Below are 18,664 nucleotides of genomic sequence, written 5' to 3' on the forward strand. Positions count from 1 at the left end.
GGGCTCAGATTGTTTTTCATTCAGCGTGATAGAAAACCTTTGCAGCCCTAGAAAGGACGAGTACCGGAGCGGAGCGAATTGACATTCGTGAGCACCGGCACGCAGAACTGCGGGCGAATGCGAGGGTTTGTCTACGCGCTGATCAATGACCAAACTGCGCTTCATGCAGTCTGCTGTATACGCCGCCCATTTGAATGAGATCTTGGTGGCGGCCTTGTTCTTGGATGCCTTCCTCTGTCACGACGATGATACGGTCGGCGTGTTTAATTGTTGCCAGGCGGTGGGCAATGACGAGTGTTGTTCTGCCGACAGCCAGTTCGCTCAGTGCATCCTGTATAGCTTTTTCTGTTTCTGTATCAAGTGCTGATGTGGCTTCATCTAAAATAAGAATCGAAGGATTTTTTAGGAACATCCGCGCAATTGACAAGCGCTGCTTTTGACCGCCTGACAATTTGACGCCGCGCTCGCCTATCACCGTATTTAATCCTTCTGGGAAACGCTGAACGAGTTCCTCTAAATGCGCACGACGTACAGCCTCCCAAATCTCTGCATCGCTGGCTTCTAGGTTGCCGTACGCGATGTTTTCTCGAATGGTGCCTGAGAATAAAAAGACATCCTGCTGCACAATGCCGATTTGCTGTCTTAAAGAAGACAGGGTCATCGATTTTGTACTCACACCATCAATCGTAATCTCCCCTTTATCCACATCATAAAAACGTGGCAGCAAACTGCAAATCGTCGATTTCCCGGCTCCTGAGGGACCGACAAACGCAACGGTTTCTCCTTGTTTGATCTTCAAATCGATATCCTTTAACACATGGCTGTGCTCATCGTAGCCAAATGTCACGTTTCGATATTCAATTTCACCTTTTAGTCCGAATACATCACGAGCTCCCTCTGTATCCTTCACATCTGGCTCTGTTTCAAGTAAATCGACATAGCTTTTAAAGCCCGCAATTCCTTTCGGATACATTTCAATCACGGTATTGATCTTATCAATCGGTCGGAATAAGACATTTGTAATGAGAACAAACGCGATAAATCCACCTGCCGTTAATTGCCCTTGAAGAACAAACCATGTCCCTGCCAGAAGGACAAACAGTGTCACAAGACGGGTGAGAATGTAACTGATTGAGCCGTTGACCGACATGATTTTATATGAAAGAAGCTTCGCTTTCCGAAAGCGGTTGTTGTTTTCAGCAAAACGCTTTTTCTCGAAATGTTCGTTGGCAAAGGCTTGCACAAGACGAATGCCGCCAATATTGTTTTCAACCCTTGCATGAAAGTCTCCAATGTCATTGTTCAGCTGTGTAATCGCCTGCGTCATCTTCTTATTAAAATGAAGGGCAAGCCAGATGATGACTGGCATGATCAAGAAGGTTAAAATAGCAAGCTGCCAGTTAATCATCAGCATGACAGCAAAGGCGCCAAGAATCGTCATAATTGCAATAAACAAATCCTCAGGTCCGTGATGAGCCACCTCCCCAATGTACATGAGGTCATTTGTCATCCGAGACATAAGCTTACCCGTTTTGTTGTTATCAAAGAACTTAAATGAGAGACGCTGAAAATGATCAAACAGCTTCTTTCTCATATCTGTTTCAATATTGATACCTAACATGTGCCCCCAGTACGACACAATAAATTGCATAACCGAGCTGAGGGCATAAATGATAAACAGAGCAAGCGCGGTCCATGCAATGACCGTCCAATTCCCTGTTGGTAATAATGTATCAATGAAGTAGTTCACAATAAGCGGGAAACCAAGTTCCATCAATCCAACTGCGACAGCGCAAAAGAAATCTAAAAAGAACAGACCGCGATAGGGCCTGTAATAGGCGAAAAAGCGTTTTAGCATATGTAAAAGAACCTCATTTCCTCTATAATTGATAATCATTTTCAATTATAGAGGAATCCTCTTCAAAATACTAGATCAGGAAATGATTTCTTTGACTGGAAATCCTCATAATACGCCAGAAAACAACCGGGCAAATGATTCCTTCAACCGCTCTTTTATGCCTCTTTTATAAAAATGTACAGGACCCATTTGCTCACATTCCTTCATATCTTCCTCATAGTGGGCCATCAATTGCTCAATTGGCTTTTTCGCAGCTGTAAAGACATTGACCTCAAAATTGAGCTGAAAGCTTCTCATATCGACATTCGCGGTGCCGACGGAGGCTAGTTCTCCATCAGCAATCATCACCTTTTGATGCATAAACCCTTTTTGATAGTGATACACCTTGATGCCCTCTTTTAGAAGCTCAGAAAAATAGGATCTTGTGGCATATTGCGTGAGAAATCCGTCATTGATCTCCGGTACCATCACCCGTACATCCACCCCTCGTGTGGCAGCGATTTTGAGCGCAGTGCGAATCGATTCGTTTGGTACAAAGTAAGGTGTGGCAATCCAGACAAATTGTTTCGCATTAGAAATGAGGGCATCATATAAATCACTCATACTTTCTTTCATATCAGGTCCAGTTGGTACAACCTGAATGACATCCTCGCCTGTCACAGAATGCGGCGTATGATACTTCGGATCATCAATTAATACTTCATCTGATACATACTCCCAGTCCAGCATAAAAACGGAGTGAAGGGTCTGAACAGCCTCACCCTTTAACATGGCATGCGTATCACGCCAAAAGCCGATCTTTTCATCCCGTCCTACGTATTCCTTGCCGACATTTAACCCCCCGACAAACCCTGTCTCTCCATCAATAATGACGATTTTCCGGTGATTTCGGAAATTGAATTTTTGATTAAAGAATCCATATTTTAAAGGTAGAAAAGGAGCGACCTTGACCCCTGCCTGCTTCAAGCGTTTAATATCTTTTCGGGAGAAGCGGATGCTGCCTGCCGCATCATATATGAAACGGACCTCCACCCCTTCTTTCACTTTTTCAATCAAAATCTCCATCATCCGGTGGCCGAGGAAATCGGATTTGAACATGTAATATTCAATATGAATGAACGATTTTGCCTTTTTTAACTCTTCAAAAATTCTGGGGAACGTCTCCTCCCCATTCTTTAAAATCTCCATATCACTATTTGTGTTCACATGCATACCTGTTGCTTTTTCTGTGTAATGAAAAAAAGCACGCTGATTATCGGTTAAACTTGACTCATTCGGCTTACTCTCAAGCTCAGAGATTCTGCGTAATTTCTCGCGGTTATACATTCTCTTTGATTTGAATAAATGACCCTTTACATAGAGCTGCCCTGAGAACAGATAGAACATATAGCCAATGATAGGGAAAAAAATGAGCACATATATCCATAACAACGTGTGCTGTGATGTACGGTTCTCCAGCATGAGTGAGATGATACTAAATAAAATAATGGCGATATAAATCGCTGCGTACAGCTGAACGCTCCACGCCGGCACAGTCCACCAATACACCACATATGCCCCGAATATCATAAAATATAAAAATAAAAATTCCAGTCTTCTCTTTTTCACATTCTCCGCCCTCATTCTGTCTTTTTCTCTTCCATACCCTTTGCACAGCTTGTATGAAACGCACGACCCAATCCTTTCTCCTAGCCTTTACAGACTTTCGCTATTTGATCCGATATAATAAAGAAATATGTGATGGAAAGGAAGATCTGTTTATGCATACCCCCTCACCTCTTAAAAAAGGGAGTCATATACGTGTCATTGCCCCAAGCCGAAGTGCCAGCATTTTATCAAAAGAAGGAATTGCTCAAGCGAAAAAACGTTTAGAGTCTTTAGGTTTCACTGTCTATTTGAATTTTGAGTAAAGTTCCAACACCACCTTTATATTATCTGAATGAAAAGAATATTATTTTTATTTAAATGTGTATTATTCGTCTACTTTTTAAAATCAGAAAAAAAAACTCCTAAAAGTATAATATTTAATCGTTTACTTTATTATCTAATCTTCAAGTTGTATCTCTTGTACCAATTAAAAGGCGGACCTTTGCTTCTTTACGAGTATCAAATTGCCCAATTTCTTTACACTTAAAATTCAAGATGCCTCTCACCTCAGCCGATATGATATGCCAAACGCTTTGACTTCTGTTTTTTGTCCTTATCCATTATTCCATCGAGAGAATCGAAATTGTATATCAAAAACTAAAAAGCATAAAAAATAAGCTTTGTCGTCCGAAAGCTTATTTTTAAAGTTTAGTTAAAATAAATAAAAATTGACTTCTACCTTAGGAACAAGTTCAAACCGCTTAACAAAAATATTACTAATTTGATAAGTTTTCAATATCATCAATTAAACCATAGGGAAGTTTTTTATTTCCTTTCCCATCAAATCTTATTATAATATCATTTGTATCTACAAAATCAGGATAACCATTATTAATAACAATCAACTGTAAATCATCAATAACTTCAACTTCAGTCCCTTCACTTTTTTCTTTATTATCGTCATGTGTTACCGAGATGAAATAATTAATGATTGCATTAAAAATTTCCTCATCTTTAAACTGATCATCATCATCGTCGTCGTTTGCTCCAAGATTTTTACGTGGTGAATCAATAATTAATAAGCCTGGGTGATTTTTATTATTTGTATCAAGTAGAGCAATTGAAAGAAAATAAGCCATAGTGGTCATTGTTATTGCGCCACCGCTTCCCAATTCATCATATTTAATTCCTCGAACGTAAGGCAAGTAATTAGATTCCTTAATATAGGAGTCGCTTAATTTTGGGAAAGTAAACTCTTTTAAAATGCCAGCAAATAATGCAGATAACTTTTCTATAACATCAGCTTTTGTAATTGTATCTTTCTGTAGGTTGGTAATTTTTTCATTTAATTTATCATAATTTTTCTCCTCCTCTACAATTTTCTCATTAATTTTAGAAAATTGGATATTTATCGAAAAATTATGTTCTAATCGCTCCATATTATTATTAATATTTCCAATATCGTAATTTAGCTGTTCAATTTGTTCTATAAATGGACTAATATAGGTATTTCTTAGACGATCAAGTTCATGCTGTTTAAGCTGCAACTGCTTTTTATATTCCTCTTTACTTTCTTGTTTATTAATTAATGAACCTTCTTGCGATTCAATAAAACTAGTTAAGCTATTGAATTTTCTTCTAATTCTACTGATTTCACTCTTAAAAATCTTAGTTTCTTCTTGCGATAATTCCTTTAGCTCACTACCACATAAATCACAACCTTCTTTTTCCTCAATTTCGTTAAGACAAGAAGGGCAAATTTCAAATTTATAATTATTTAAAACTAAGGAACCTTCTAATATAAATTCTATTTTTTGAATCTCACTTGAATATTGATTTCTAAGTAATATCAATTTTTCTAAATATCTTCTCTTGTCTTGGATATCCTTATCTACCTTAATGATTTGCTCTTTTAATCTTGCAATATTATTCTCTATATCCATAGTTAGGGCATCATCATATTTTCCAGAGGATTTTATTTCAATAAGTTTATTTTTTTTCTCACTAAGTAGTCCTTTAAGCCGCTTTCTTTCTTCTTGATAGTCTTTACCATCTAATATTTTCATCTCTTTTAAAAATTCCAACACGCCTTCTCTTTTTTTTACTAGATTATTTATATATTGCCTTTTTTCTTTAAGTTTTTGCTTAAGATCTCCTAATAATTTATCGTAAATATTAAAAATAATTTCAAATGTTGGTTTTCTTTTAATACTTGAACTCCAGTCCTTTTCCTGCAATAAATTTTCAGAGTCTATAGTTGACTGTTTAACATAACAATATTTAAATAAATCTCGGAAACTAAAAGTTTGATTTGCAACTGTGATATTAGAAAGGCCCATTTTATCTAATAAGAAGGCGGAAAGAGAATTTTCATTTACTGGAGATTCGATGGTTAATAACTCAAAATCTTTACTGAAATCTCCAATCTCTTGTTTCCATTTATACAATTTAATTGGTCTATTAAAATCAAATAACGGTCTAACTATTTTATATTTACTTTCTCCAATAAAAAAATCCAGTTCTACTTCCTTACAACTTTTCCTCATTTCAATATACATATTATGTTTTTGACTTCCAAATGCATAGTTAATCATTTCAGCAATTGAGGATTTCCCAGTTGACATCGGACCCGAAATGATGTTCAATCCATTTTTAAACTTGACCTCATAATTTTTTCTTATCCCAATAAGCGTTAATTTTTCCAAAAATATTTTTTTATTCATCGATTATCATCCCTATTTTTTAAAGATAATTCTATAATTTTATTTTCTATTTTAGAATCACTAAGTTTTGATATTTCTTTCTTAACAAATTCTGCAATACTACTTAATTCAAGAAAATACTCACTTTCTAGACTTTTCAATACTTCAGTACCTCTTTTATTGATTCGATAACAAAAATCACTTCCATTTATTATTTTATCAATTAGTCTTTTGCTTACTAAATATCTCAAAAATAAAGTATATTCATCTCTATTAGGTTGTAAATGGAAATAGGAATAGTATTCATTATAATCTCGTTGTCTTGTCATTTTAATCTCGTTTGGTAGCATAGTTTGAGGAAATTTCATATAAAAATCATAAAGCATAATCTTATTCAAATTCATTTTAAAAGATTTCTTTGATTCGAACTTGGATATTAAGATGAGTATCCTTGTTGTATTTAAAATCAAATCACTATTAACTAAATCCAACTCTTTAATCATCTTTTTCCCCTTTTTTTGATAGGTATTCTTTCAACCTAATTTTATAATTTTTTGTCCATCCAACCTTACATTCATCTGACAATTGGTGCAAAACCCCTTTTTTTGCTATCAATGATAAATCCGGATTACTTTTAAGGGTACTATCATTTAATTCTTCTACTCTTTCATAAACCTTGGTTAATAGTTCGTTACCATCCTTTTCATCTTTATATACTCTATGCTGAGTTTTCCAGACACTTTTTAAATTGTTCCTCAACATTAATAAGCTCTTGATCTCAGTTGAAATACCTCTACCTTCTATAGAGCTTTTTGCTATTTCAGCATTAAAAAATTCCTGCTGACAATCTTCATGATCATAAATCTTTGCTGACTCAAGCTTTACAATGAATATAGATTCAGAGAAATCCGTATTTTCATCTAGATCGTATATTTCATCCATACTAAGATCTATTATGGGTTCATCAATTGGAATTTCTGCTTCTAATAAAATATCTTTAATTCTTTCTACACTGATAGAACCTAACGATATTACTTTATCGTTAGCTACTGATTCAGTTAATACAACACCCACTAAATTCCCATTTACAAAGAGTGGTGCTCCTGAAAGTCCACTGAAATCTTCTAGATTCGCCTCATAGTTTAAATCGATATCCCACTCGTATATATTAGTCATATCACTGGTCACTTTTCTTAATACTGTATTCTTTACCCTATGTCCCATTTCCCATTTAACTACTGGGTATCCAAAAGTTTCATATATGGAATCCTTCTGCACTTGAGAATTACAGAACTTTAAATACACATTACTTTGAACAGGTTCTTCCAACTCCAAAATACTAATTGGTGCATGTGAAGTTTTGGAAAGCTTAATAGGAGATGCTTTTCTTTTTATGGGTTCCTTATTAATATTTAAGAACTCCAAGCAGATTTCTCCCTCTTCTAAATAATACTCATCAAGAGCATGTGTAGCTGTAATCGCTTTAGTTGGGGAAATAAGGAAAGCAGTGGCTTTATCCGTGATCTCTCCGCCACAAATTAATCTACCTATTGCTGTTTCATATTCAGATTCAACTTTATTAATCATTTGCTTAACCCCTCTATAAATCAATTACCTTTATTTGCTTGCCATCAGATAATTCCACAGAAAACCTATATTCCTTTCTTAACTCTTCATCTGATAGGAGATCATTCTTAATAGGATAGTTAAATATTAGATGCCTATGCGTCTCTTCCTTTTTTCTAGAAATTATCCTAGCAATAGTCTCAGAGTTGGGATGGTTATTCTTTTTGCCATTTGTAGAAAATAAGTAAATAGGAGAATCGATTAAACTAAGTAGTTCAACACTGGTGTTTCTGTGACTGCCGTGATGAGATACTTTAACAAAGTCAAAAAGCGGATCATAATTAAATTTATAAACTAACTCTTGGATTTCTTTATGTATTTTTCTAGGATGAGAATCCGCTAAGAATAAAAGTTTTTTTTCTTTATATTCAATAATAAAAGAAATTGAAGAACCATTAACCGACGAACCATCGTGGTTCATTTTTTTACTCAAAAGATAATCTAAACTTAATTTTTTATCCTTATGAGATACATTTTTATTTTCATTATTTTGTTGGGAATCTCTTTGGGATAGTAAATAAAATTCGTACGCATCATCAAATAATTTATCGTCTGTTAACTTAAAGTCGTACTTTTTTTTCCTCAACTCTTTAACCCAATACTTCTCTAACTTCCTCAGACTCTCTGAGTTAGGCGATAACATACGTATGTTGATGTCTGGTGTCAGCGAGATCAATCCCACGTTATTACAATTTATTGCTCGGCCACCATATAAACTATTCCAATTATATTCCCCATTGTATAGCAATGCAGCTAACGTAGATCCATCTTTCGCACTTACATCTTTATTTGGGTTATTTTTCTTTTTCTTTGAAACAATACCTCCTTGACTAATTATCCCCGCAAGAATCCTTTTTTCATCAGGAATAAGTTCCTCGCCTTTTTGTTTTATTGAATCAAGATGTCTGTAACTATTGTGCCAGACCTCAGTAATTGGGATAATTAAAGGATTCTTAGCTGTTCCATTTTCCTTAAAAAGCTCTATTATTCCTTCAATATGATCCGAATCCACATGTGTAACAACAACTAGGTCTAATTCCTCGCCATGTTCCGCCATTCTTAATAATCTAGGCTTTAAATAACCATGATATGTTTCCGCAAAACCACCATCTATTAAAATATTTGTTTTTATTTCGTTTCCTATGCTTATTAAAAAGCAGTCCCCTTCCAAAGCAGGATAGACTTCAATTCGAATGTCATACAAAAAATGCCACCTCCATTTCCAATAAATTTTACCATAAAATTAATTGAATTATAATAATCTATAAAAGGGATTTTAGAGCAATATCTTATAAATGCTTTGATTAATCGTAGAGTTAACAGACTAAAATAAGTTTTCAAAATTTTTACTTAAAAGACATGATATTTTTACTATGTGAACATTCAACAGAATATTTAAAGCTAATTAAGATGCTTTATAAGAATTCATCTTTTGATTTGAAAATGATTCTAAATTCCCTTCGTTAAGTAGATGTAAAAAGAAAAGAGAGGAGGCAAAAACATGTTTTCTGATGTACTTAGCCAATTATTCGATTCTATTTCTAACATAATTAATACGCTTGGATAATTTTCAAAACCCGCTATCTCTTAAGGATAGCGGGTTTTTTATACGAAAAAGCCCCACTCATTCAATAGAGTGGGGCTTTCTTTCATTTCATTACATCTTCTCCGGAGCCGATACACCAATTAGTTTTAATGCATTCGCAAGTGTGATTTGTGTTGCTTTCATCAGCGATAGACGTGCTGTTGTTTTTGTTTCGTTTTCTACGTCAATGACCTTCTCCGCATTGTAGAAGCTGTGAAGGGCTGATGCAAGGTCATAAATATAGTTCGTCACGCGGTGCGGAATACGCTTTTCAGCTGCTTCTGCTACAACTTCTGGGAAGCTGCCAATGATTTTCAGAAGATCGTATTCTTTTTCCGATTGAATGTGAGAGAAATCGACTTTTTCAAGGTTCGGTTCATAGCCTTTTTCTTCACCTTGACGCAGCATGCTGCAAATTCTCGCATGCGCATATTGTGCATAGTACACAGGGTTTTCGTTAGACGTAGAAATCGCTAAGTCTAGGTCAAAGTCCATATGTGTCGCCGCACTCCTCATCGCAAAGAAATAACGAGTCGCATCTAAGCCGACTTCTTCAATCAGATCACGCATTGTGACGGCTTTTCCTGTACGCTTACTCATCTTCATCTTTTCGCCGTTTTTGTAAAGATGCACAAGCTGAATGATTTCTACTTCAAGCTTGTCAGCTGGATATCCAAGTGCTTGGATCGCCGCTTTCATCCGAGGAATATAGCCGTGATGGTCCGCTCCCCAAATGTTAATGAGCTGGTCAAAGCCTCTGTCCAATTTGTCTTTATGATATGCGATATCTGGAAGCAGGTAAGTGAAGCTGCCGTCTTTTTTAATCAGCACACGGTCCTTGTCATCACCAAAATCAGTTGAACGCAGCCATGTTGCGCCGTCTTCTTCAAAGACATAGCCTTTTTCACGAAGTGTTTCGAGCGCTGGTTCGATTTTTCCGTTTTCATATAAAGAAGTTTCTGAATACCATACATCAAATGGCACACGGAAATTCTCAAGGTCTACACGTAATTTTTCTAATTCGTATTTCAAGCCGTATTCACGGAAGAACTTCATCCGCTCTTCTTCCGGCTCATGCACGAAACGGTCACCAAATTCATCCGCAAGCTTTTGTCCGATGCCTTTGATGTCTTCTCCTCTGTAGCCGTCTTCAGGCATTTCTTTTTCAAGACCGAGTGCCTCAAAATAACGTACTTCTACAGATAAAGCGAGGTTATTGATTTGATTTCCTGCATCGTTGATATAGTATTCACGGCTCACATCGAACCCTGCTTTATCAAGGATGTTGCAAAGGGAATCTCCTACAGCTGCACCGCGGGCATGTCCAAGGTGAAGGTCACCTGTTGGGTTGGCTGAGACGAATTCGACTTGCACCTTTTGACCGCCGCCTGTATTCGTTTCGCCATAAGCTTCTTTTGCCTCAAGAACAGCTGGAATGAGCTTTGTTAAATACTGATTGTTCATATAAAAGTTAATGAATCCTGGACCTGCGATATCCAGTTTTTCAATGGAAGCTTTCCCTTTATCAAACGCATTGACGATGTCCTCTGCGATTTGACGAGGTGCTTTTTTCGCAATGCGGGCAAGCTGCATCGCCATGTTGGTAGAGTAATCTCCGTGAGTTTTGTCTTTCGGCACTTCTAAAAAGACATCTGGCACCTGGCTTTCATCGGCAAGTCCTGCTTTGACGACTGCCGCTATGATTTCTTCTTTTAACGCATCTTTGACCTGTTCTGCGATATTCATGAACGTAAATCCTCCTTATACGAAATCGATAATGTATGTAAATGCTTTTGATCTTCTCCTGTCAGCATATCGTACGTAATGTGCAGCAACCCCTTGTCCACATCGAGATCAATACCATGTGTGTGCACATCTAGCTGAAGTGTACCGAATGGCATCGTGTAATGTGTGACGGTCGTTTCTCCAATAAGAAAGCGCTGCTTCATTTGAATAGCCCCTGATCTCATCACAAAAATTTCTTTTTCACTCATTTTCACAACGGTTTTTACTTGACCCATTTCATGTTCTTCATGGTAAGTGAGATACGTTTTGTCATTCTTCTCTTGGTACGTTCCAGTCGTGCGGAATTCGATCGTTTCAGCCGGCTCCGTCTCTGGTTTCATCACTGACTTTACATGAATTGAAATTTGGTTTTGTGTCATTTTGCACTTCCTTTGCTAAGACCCGTTTAACTAAAATAGTATACCATAATCATGATCGCCTATCATACCATCATTTCTCTTCTTCATGGCGATTAAACTTCGTTTTTCATCTTCAGCCATCCCTTTAGAAAAAAAGAAAAATACAACTGACCACTACGACAAGTCCAGCCTTTACACCTAAGTCTTTTCTTTTCATTAAGTAAAAAAGAGCCTGTATGCCTGAACTTGCCAAAAATGCCTGAAAAAAATCAAATGGTGCAATTTGATCCTTTTTAAAAACCACCTGCATGAATAACGCAATGGCCGTCAGATAGAAAAAGCCTCGATCGTGAAACAGCCCCAGCATCTCTTCCTTTGCTTCCTTCTTTGAAGCAAAAACAGGCGGATCAGCTGCGAGCTCTCGTTTCAATGTGAGAAAGCCTGCCCCTAACACACATAAAGCGAGGAACACCATCAATATTGACGAAAACATGAGCTCCCTCCTTTATTTTTTGACCAATGTAAAAAAAGAGCTTGTCCACATGAGATGACAAGCTCCTCTATCAACTGATTATTTCACAAATCCAAGCAGCATTTCGCGTAAAAGTTTACTCGCTGTATTCGCTGTTTGGTCAGAGTGATCATATACAGGTGCTACCTCGACAAGGTCTGCCCCAACGACTTTGACGTCAGATCCTGCAATCGCATGAATGGATGCAAGCAGCTCTTTTGATGTAATACCGCCAGCATCTACCGTTCCTGTACCAGGTGCATGTGCTGGGTCAAGTACATCAATATCGATCGTCACATATACTGGACGCCCTTTTAGCTTTGGCAATACTTGCTTCAATGGCTCGAGTACTTCAAATTTAGAAATGTGCATACCCGCTTCTTTTGCCCATTCAAATTCTTCTTTCATCCCAGAACGGATGCCGAAAGAGAATACATTTTCAGGTCCAATCAGTCCTGCAACTTTACGAATCGGTGTTGAATGTGAGAGCGGCTCACCCTCATATTCCTCACGAAGATCTGTATGTGCGTCCATATGGATGATGGCCAAATCAGGGTATTTCTTATACATCGCACGGAAAACCGGCCAAGACACAAGATGCTCGCCGCCCATTCCTAATGGAAACTTCCCTTTTTCTAAAATGCTGTCGACATACTCTTCAATTAAATCTAAGCTCTTTTGTGCATTCCCAAAAGGAAGTGGGATGTCACCCGCATCAAAGAATGGCACCTCATGCAGCTCACGATCTAAATAAGGGCTGTATTCCTCTAGACCGATCGATACTTCACGAATGCGGTTCGGACCGAAACGTGAACCTGGGCGGTAGCTGACTGTCCAGTCCATCGGCATGCCGTATAAAATGACCTTTGCATCTTCCCATGTCGGATGACTTCCAATAAACACTTTTCCTGAATAAGCCTCGTCGAATCTCATGCAAGATTCCTCCTTTTACGCTTCAAAAAATGCGCAAACCGTCATTTGCGCATGTCCATTTCGCTTGATTTATTTGATTAAGTCGCTCACAAATTTCGGCAGAACGAATGCCGCTTTGTGCAATTCTTTTGTGTAATATTTCGTCTCAATATCAAAGAAACGGCTGTCTTCTACAGCAAGTGGATCATATTTTTTAGAACCGATGGTGAATGTCCAAAGACCGCTTGGATACGTTGGAATATTCGCTGTGTAAAGCTTTGTAATTGGGAAAATTTCTTTTACATCACGCTGTACATTTGTAATCAGCTCAGGTGTGAACCAAGGGTTGTCCGTTTGTGCAACGAAAATACCGTCTTCTTTGAGTGCTTTTGCGATTCCTGCGTAAAATCCTTTAGAGAACAGGTTCACAGCTGGTCCAACTGGCTCAGTCGAGTCAACCATGATCACATCATACTCGTTGTCAGCTTCAGCAATGTGCATAAAACCGTCTCCTACTTTCACATCTACACGAGGATCGTCTAGTTTCCCAGCAATAGAAGGAAGGAATTTCTTCGAGTATTCGATGACCTTTCCATCAATATCAACAAGTGTCGCTTTTTTCACACTAGGGTGTTTGAGGATCTCACGAATGACACCGCCGTCTCCTCCGCCTACAACAAGAACATTTTCCGGGTTTGGATGAGTGAAAAGAGGAACATGTGCCACCATTTCGTGGTATACAAACTCATCTTTCTCAGACGTCATCACCATGCCGTCTAAAAACAGCATATTGCCAAACTCTTCTGTTTCCACCATTTCTAAATGCTGAAAGTCTGTTTGTTCTGTGTGAAGGGTTTTGTTCACCTTCAATGTAATACCAAAATTCTTCGTTTGCTTCTCTGTATACCAAAGTTCGCTCATTGTTCATCTTCCTCTCATCCAATAATAAACAAACATCTATTGTTAGCGCCTTTTATCGGCTTTGACTATATCGATTGTCCAAGAAAAAAGTATAGTGGATTCATATCAAATTGTAAAGAACCGCATGAGTTCTCTTCATTTTTTAAAGCGCTCCTGCAATCGCTTGTTTAAAACGGTTTTCTTTGTTCCATACTGATAAAAAACCGTCAAAATGGGGGCTTTGCATGGACACAATCATGAGTAATAAAAAAATCCGCATGACCGTGAAAACGATTCGAGCCTGTTTTTTTATCGGCTTGCTCGCTTTTCTATTTGCAGGTACCGTCTTTTTGACGTTTCTATTAATAGCTAAATGGCAAGGTGCCCCTTCTGTTCAAGTTCCCCAATCCACGACCATTTATGCAGCTGATGGCTCAAAGCTTGGAGAATCCAGCTTTGGAGAAAAGAGATATTGGGTGCCATTAAAGGAGATGTCTCCTCATATCAGACAGGCAGTTGTCGCTGTTGAAGATAAAACCTTTTATGAGCATCATGGCTTTGATGTGAAACGGATGGCAGGTGCTGCGGTGGCCGATATTCGTGCCATGGCTAAGGTGCAAGGTGCCAGCACGATCACCCAGCAATATGCACGAAATCTGTATTTAGATCATGATAAAACGTGGAAGCGGAAGTGGAATGAAGCCTTTTACACGATTCGTTTAGAACAAAACTATACAAAAGATGAGATTTTAGAAGGATACTTGAACACCATTTATTATGGTCACGGAGCGTACGGTGTGGAAGCAGCGTCACGTCTGTATTTCGGGAAAAAAGCAAAGAACTTAACCCTCGCTGAATCTGCCCTTCTTGCCGGTATCCCAAAAGGGCCTTCTCTCTATTCCCCTTATGTGAATGAGGAGAAAGCCGGCGCAAGAAAGAATATGATTTTGAGACAAATGCACGAGGATGGCATGATTACGAAAAAAGCAGCCGATGACGCTGCGAAAGAAAAGCTGTCCTATCGCCCTTTGCAAAAGAAGCAGCTGCAAGCAAAGCAAGCCCCGTATTTTTATGACGATGTGATTCGAGAGTTGAAACAAAGCTTGGGATTAACAGAGGAACAGATTGAAACCTATGGGCTTCATATCCAAACGACTCTCAATCCAGAATTACAGAAAATCGCAGAAAAGACGTTAAAAAATACGATGAATTCCAAATCAGAAATCCAAATCGGCTTTGCCGCCATCCATCCCCAAACAGGGCATGTACTTGCCCTCATAGGCGGGAGAGATTATGAGAAAAGTCCATTCAATCGGGTGACACAAGCAAAAAGACAGCCCGGTTCAACCATGAAACCCCTTCTCTATTACATTGCCTTGCAAAACGGGTTTACACCCGCAACCGTCATGCGCAGTGAGGAAACGGTGTTTGAACTGGATGATCAAGGCAGCAATGCCGCTTATTCACCAAGCAATTATCACGGCTATTACGCCAATGACGGCATTACAATGCTTCAAGCTTTAGCATTGTCTGATAATATTTACGCTGTAAAGACCCATCTATTTTTAGGAATGGAGCAGCTTGTACGTGCTGGCAAGACATTTGGAATCAAGGAAAAACTAGATCAAGTACCCTCTCTTGCCCTGGGCACGTATCCTGTGAAACCAATTGAAATGACCAATGCATACGCCATGCTGGTCAATGGCGGAAAACGCGTCAAACCAACCTTTATTACGAAAGTAACCGACGCAAAAGGCAATGTGCTTTTTGAAGAGAAACAAAAACGAGAACAAATCCTTGATGAAAAAGCAGCATTTGTCACCACCGACATGATGTCAGGCATGTTCAATGATCAATTAAACGGTTATACAAGTGTCACTGGCCGCACCATTATAAAGGATCTTACAAGAACATACGGAGGAAAATCAGGGACTACAGGCGCCGACAGCTGGATGATCGGCTTCTCTCCCCAGCTCGTCACAGGTGTATGGACAGGCTATGATAAAGGCCGCACCATTGACTCAGTCGAAGAAACGGCCTATGCGAAAAAAATATGGGCTTCCTTTATGGAATCAGCTCTCTCGAAGCAGCCAGCCTCCTCCTTCATGCCGCCAGACGGTGTCAAAGGAGTATATATTAATCCAAAAACCGGCGACCTCGCAGGTCCAGGATGTGAATCAAAGGTATTCACCTATTTTATAGAAGGAACGGAGCCGACAGGGGTCTGCTATGGTGCTGAGAACAAAGCCTCTGAGCAGGAACCAGTTCAAGATCAAAAGCCAAAGAAATGGTGGGAAAAGTGGCTGAAACGTTAAAAAAGGCATGAAAAACCCCGAGATCTGCATCTCGGGATTCTCCATGTCCTAGCTTTAACACCAGTTTACTCAAAAACCGGAGAGAATTGGTAGCCATCCGCCAATCTTCACAAAAATTTCACAATTATTCAGGGACAGCCAATCCTTCTTTTAATTCATCTGTTGATGCGTCCCATAGCGCTTGATTATGACCTTTTAAGAAATCAGCCAGCACCTTTTTGGAAACGTCATCCATATGACTAACGACAATTTTTCGCTTCATCGATTTATCCATTAAATTCACATGCTCTGGAAGTGACTTATACCCGCGGCGGATCGAACGGTCAACGGTCATTTCACAAGCCGTCACACCTGCATAATAAGGCCCTTCTTCTCTGCGGTCAATCGTCACCCATACAAGCCAATACGGTTTTCCGTTCGGCACCTCTTCTTTTGTTTTCAAAAATTTAATTCCTTTTTCGACGGCACTTCTTGCATGCATGGCACCAATATCAATGACAGCTTCCTTTTCCTCTACATCAATGATGACTGGCGAGATATTATCAAGGCTGAGTGCACCTGCCCCAAAGCCTCCATGTCCGTCGGTTGCATCTGTTTTTTTAATGATGTTAAAACCAATTGGTTTCTTCTTTTTACCTTCCATTTATTAAACCTCCTAAAGCAGCGGCTTCAAAATAAGATTAAACAATTGTATGATTTGATTCCGCATTTCGATCAATGGACCAAACACAAACTGTCCCAGCGGTGTGATCACGAATATGAGAAAAATAATGATCCCATATTGTTCAAATTGCGTCATTTTCGCCCGGATACGGGGGCTGACGACGTCCTCAATAATTCGATACCCATCCAGCGGCGGAAGTGGTAATAAGTTAAATAGGAACAAGATGACGTTTAAGTTAATAAAGATTAAAAAGAAATTATCGACTCCCGGCTCAAAGCGCATGATCCACTCCCCGCCAAATTTCTGAAGAAGCACATACACAAAAAAGCCCAAAAACGCCAGCACCAAGTTACTTAATGGCCCAGCAATGGAGACACAAATCCCTGCTAAGCGCGGTTTTTTAAAATGGTAACGATTCACCGGTACAGGTCTCGCCCAGCCAAACCCGGCCACAAAGATCAAAATCGTCCCGAATACATCGAGATGCTTCAGTGGATTTAACGTCAGTCTCCCTTGATTCTTAGCCGTCGGGTCTCCGAATCGGTACGCAACATATGCATGCGCCAGCTCGTGCATCGTAAACGCAACAACAAGCGTAATGGCAACATATGGAATAAGCTCTAATGGATAAACAAGAAATTGGTTCAAAGGCATGAATCCCTCTTTCTTTCTATACAATGATTTACTTCATTCAGTATACTATAAGAAGTCCCTTAAACTAAAGGGAAGCGTAGCATTAAAGGAAAAAGGAGGTTTTCGCCATGCCGATTGTCACCGTTCAAATGCTTGAAGGAAGAACAGACGAGCAGAAAAGAGCTCTTGTGGAGAAAGTCACTGATGCCGTTGTAGAAACAACAGGCGCAGGTGCAGAAAAAGTCTCTGTTATTATTGAAGAAATGAAAAAAGAACACTATGCCGTAGCAGGAAAACGCATCAGCGACCTGTAAGCATAAAAAAAGGGCAAACACTCAATGTGTTTGTCCTTTTGTCTGCATTCTTATCTGTACCAAGCTTTATTACGGTTCACTTGATTTTTATGAGCCGCATCGAAGAAATCGACTGTGTAAGAATAATCATAATTCATTAGGCAGACAATGCCGCTTCCTTGAGGGTCGTGCGGTAAGCCAAAGTTATGACCGTATTCATGCGTAGCCGCTTTTGCAGTGTTCGCTGTTCCTTGATCAAGGTTAACGGCGAATGCACTTCCGCTTGGTGCACTATTGTAAACATAAGCGATTCCGCCAGCATCAAAGTTTGGATTTGCTGTAAATCCAGTGACAAAATCGTATCCTCTGCCATCAAAGCTGCGCGCAAGGTTGGAAAGGATTTGTGATGAATTTGATCCCGAAGACGTCCAAGATCCTACGGCTTGTACGACAAAGTCTACATCATGATCACGGTTAAACGTGACATCTGCTTGCTCGATGATGCTGACAATCCGTGTTTGCCAGTCACTATATTTCGCACGATACTGCGCATCAGCAACCGCATAGACAGTGACCTTCTGACTGCCTGTACTTGCTTTTGTTGAAATAGAATCTCCTGTATTGGCCTTAAAGGTTCTCGAGCCTACCTGCTTACCAGACTCATCTAATACCTTTGTTGTCACATCTCGTTCAATTGGAGGTGCTGTCGTCAAATCTTTAAAATCTTTTGCTTTTGGCAACCCCTCACTAATATGGGTTTCGAACGGCGCATGACCATGATCATGCCCATGACCTGCACTCGCTACTGGTGCTGAAGCTGAACTTACCCCCGGTAACAAACTACCTACCAATAAAAATGACAAAAAGACTGAACGCTTTTTCATTCCTATCCCTCCTTTGTTTTTCACAAGGTTATATATTCACTGAAAATTCA

The 18,664-nt window shown here is 39.0% G+C and carries 16 protein-coding genes and 1 pseudogene; 3 read left to right on the plus strand and 14 right to left on the minus strand.

Annotation, left to right across the window (positions count from 1 at the left end; genetic code table 11):
- Nucleotides 1-142 precede the first annotated feature (142 nt).
- Both MHB67_RS17050 and cls read right to left on the minus strand, forming a co-directional pair.
- On the minus strand, nt 143-1,858 hold the full coding sequence (locus MHB67_RS17050) for an ABC transporter ATP-binding protein (RefSeq protein ID WP_024426361.1): 1,716 nt from the start codon (nt 1,856-1,858) through the stop codon (nt 143-145).
- 105 nt (nt 1,859-1,963) lie between these two features.
- Nucleotides 1,964-3,466, minus strand: coding sequence for a cardiolipin synthase (cls, locus tag MHB67_RS17055; protein WP_342492661.1), 1,503 nt, complete (start codon nt 3,464-3,466; stop codon nt 1,964-1,966).
- A gap of 152 nt (nt 3,467-3,618) precedes the next feature.
- Here cls and MHB67_RS17060 point away from each other — a divergent pair.
- Nucleotides 3,619-3,750: pseudogene (locus MHB67_RS17060) on the plus strand (LD-carboxypeptidase); the annotation flags it as partial.
- Between the two features lie 471 nt (nt 3,751-4,221).
- Here the strand turns inward: MHB67_RS17060 and MHB67_RS17065 are convergent.
- From MHB67_RS17065 to speE, 9 genes are all read right to left on the minus strand, one after another.
- The gene (locus MHB67_RS17065; RefSeq protein ID WP_041115503.1) at nt 4,222-6,168 is read right to left on the minus strand and encodes an AAA family ATPase; all 1,947 of its coding nucleotides are present in this window, start codon (nt 6,166-6,168) and stop codon (nt 4,222-4,224) included.
- Nucleotides 6,165-6,650 carry an ABC-three component system middle component 2 gene (locus MHB67_RS17070; protein WP_052470320.1) on the minus strand — a complete coding sequence of 162 codons (486 nt, stop codon included), beginning with the start codon at nt 6,648-6,650 and terminating at the stop codon, nt 6,165-6,167. The genes MHB67_RS17065 and MHB67_RS17070 overlap by 4 nt, the downstream gene beginning before the upstream one ends.
- A complete protein-coding gene (locus tag MHB67_RS17075; RefSeq protein WP_052470319.1) occupies nt 6,643-7,734 on the minus strand; it encodes a hypothetical protein in 1,092 nt (363 codons plus the stop codon). The genes MHB67_RS17070 and MHB67_RS17075 overlap by 8 nt, the downstream gene beginning before the upstream one ends.
- Nucleotides 7,735-7,747: 13 nt before the next feature.
- Complete coding sequence (avs1a, locus tag MHB67_RS17080) at nt 7,748-8,977, minus strand: AVAST type 1 anti-phage system MBL fold metallo-hydrolase Avs1a (protein ID WP_041115502.1); 1,230 nt, start codon at nt 8,975-8,977, stop codon at nt 7,748-7,750.
- Nucleotides 8,978-9,430: 453 nt separating this feature from the next.
- On the minus strand, nt 9,431-11,104 hold the full coding sequence (argS, locus tag MHB67_RS17085) for an arginine--tRNA ligase (protein ID WP_342492662.1): 1,674 nt from the start codon (nt 11,102-11,104) through the stop codon (nt 9,431-9,433).
- Nucleotides 11,101-11,523 carry a DUF1934 family protein gene (locus MHB67_RS17090; RefSeq protein ID WP_003215400.1) on the minus strand — a complete coding sequence of 141 codons (423 nt, stop codon included), beginning with the start codon at nt 11,521-11,523 and terminating at the stop codon, nt 11,101-11,103. The genes argS and MHB67_RS17090 overlap by 4 nt, the downstream gene beginning before the upstream one ends.
- A 124-nt stretch (nt 11,524-11,647) precedes the next feature.
- Entirely contained in the window at nt 11,648-11,995 is a 348-nt protein-coding gene (locus MHB67_RS17095) for a hypothetical protein (RefSeq protein ID WP_034621833.1), read from the minus strand.
- Nucleotides 11,996-12,073: 78 nt separating this feature from the next.
- Nucleotides 12,074-12,946: an agmatinase gene (speB, locus tag MHB67_RS17100; RefSeq protein WP_103131732.1), complete on the minus strand. Its 873-nt coding sequence runs from the start codon at nt 12,944-12,946 to the stop codon at nt 12,074-12,076.
- A gap of 69 nt (nt 12,947-13,015) precedes the next feature.
- Nucleotides 13,016-13,846, minus strand: coding sequence for a spermidine synthase (gene speE / locus MHB67_RS17105; RefSeq protein WP_025093862.1), 831 nt, complete (start codon nt 13,844-13,846; stop codon nt 13,016-13,018).
- 224 nt (nt 13,847-14,070) lie between these two features.
- Here speE and MHB67_RS17110 point away from each other — a divergent pair, with 224 nt between their 5' ends.
- Nucleotides 14,071-16,140, plus strand: a complete 2,070-nt coding sequence (locus tag MHB67_RS17110) for a transglycosylase domain-containing protein (protein WP_342492663.1) — start codon at nt 14,071-14,073, stop codon at nt 16,138-16,140.
- A 124-nt stretch (nt 16,141-16,264) separates the two neighbouring features.
- On the opposite strand, the gene MHB67_RS17115 is transcribed toward MHB67_RS17110, so the two are convergent.
- Together MHB67_RS17115 and MHB67_RS17120 are read right to left on the minus strand one after the other, a co-directional pair.
- On the minus strand, nt 16,265-16,783 hold the full coding sequence (locus MHB67_RS17115) for a YwhD family protein (RefSeq protein ID WP_024423769.1): 519 nt from the start codon (nt 16,781-16,783) through the stop codon (nt 16,265-16,267).
- A gap of 12 nt (nt 16,784-16,795) precedes the next feature.
- Nucleotides 16,796-17,452, minus strand: a complete 657-nt coding sequence (locus tag MHB67_RS17120) for a site-2 protease family protein (RefSeq protein ID WP_225315513.1) — start codon at nt 17,450-17,452, stop codon at nt 16,796-16,798.
- Between the two features lie 113 nt (nt 17,453-17,565).
- Here MHB67_RS17120 and MHB67_RS17125 point away from each other — a divergent pair, with 113 nt between their 5' ends.
- Nucleotides 17,566-17,751 (plus strand): 2-hydroxymuconate tautomerase, encoded by a 186-nt coding sequence (locus MHB67_RS17125; RefSeq protein WP_012011601.1) that lies wholly within the window; start codon nt 17,566-17,568, stop codon nt 17,749-17,751.
- 50 nt (nt 17,752-17,801) lie between these two features.
- On the opposite strand, the gene MHB67_RS17130 is transcribed toward MHB67_RS17125, so the two are convergent.
- Complete coding sequence (locus MHB67_RS17130; RefSeq protein WP_103131736.1) at nt 17,802-18,614, minus strand: zinc-dependent metalloprotease; 813 nt, start codon at nt 18,612-18,614, stop codon at nt 17,802-17,804.
- Between the last annotated feature and the right edge of the window lie 50 nt (nt 18,615-18,664).

The sequence above is a fragment of the Bacillus sp. FSL H8-0516 genome (assembly GCF_038635285.1).
Lineage (GTDB): Bacteria > Bacillota > Bacilli > Bacillales > Bacillaceae > Bacillus > Bacillus safensis.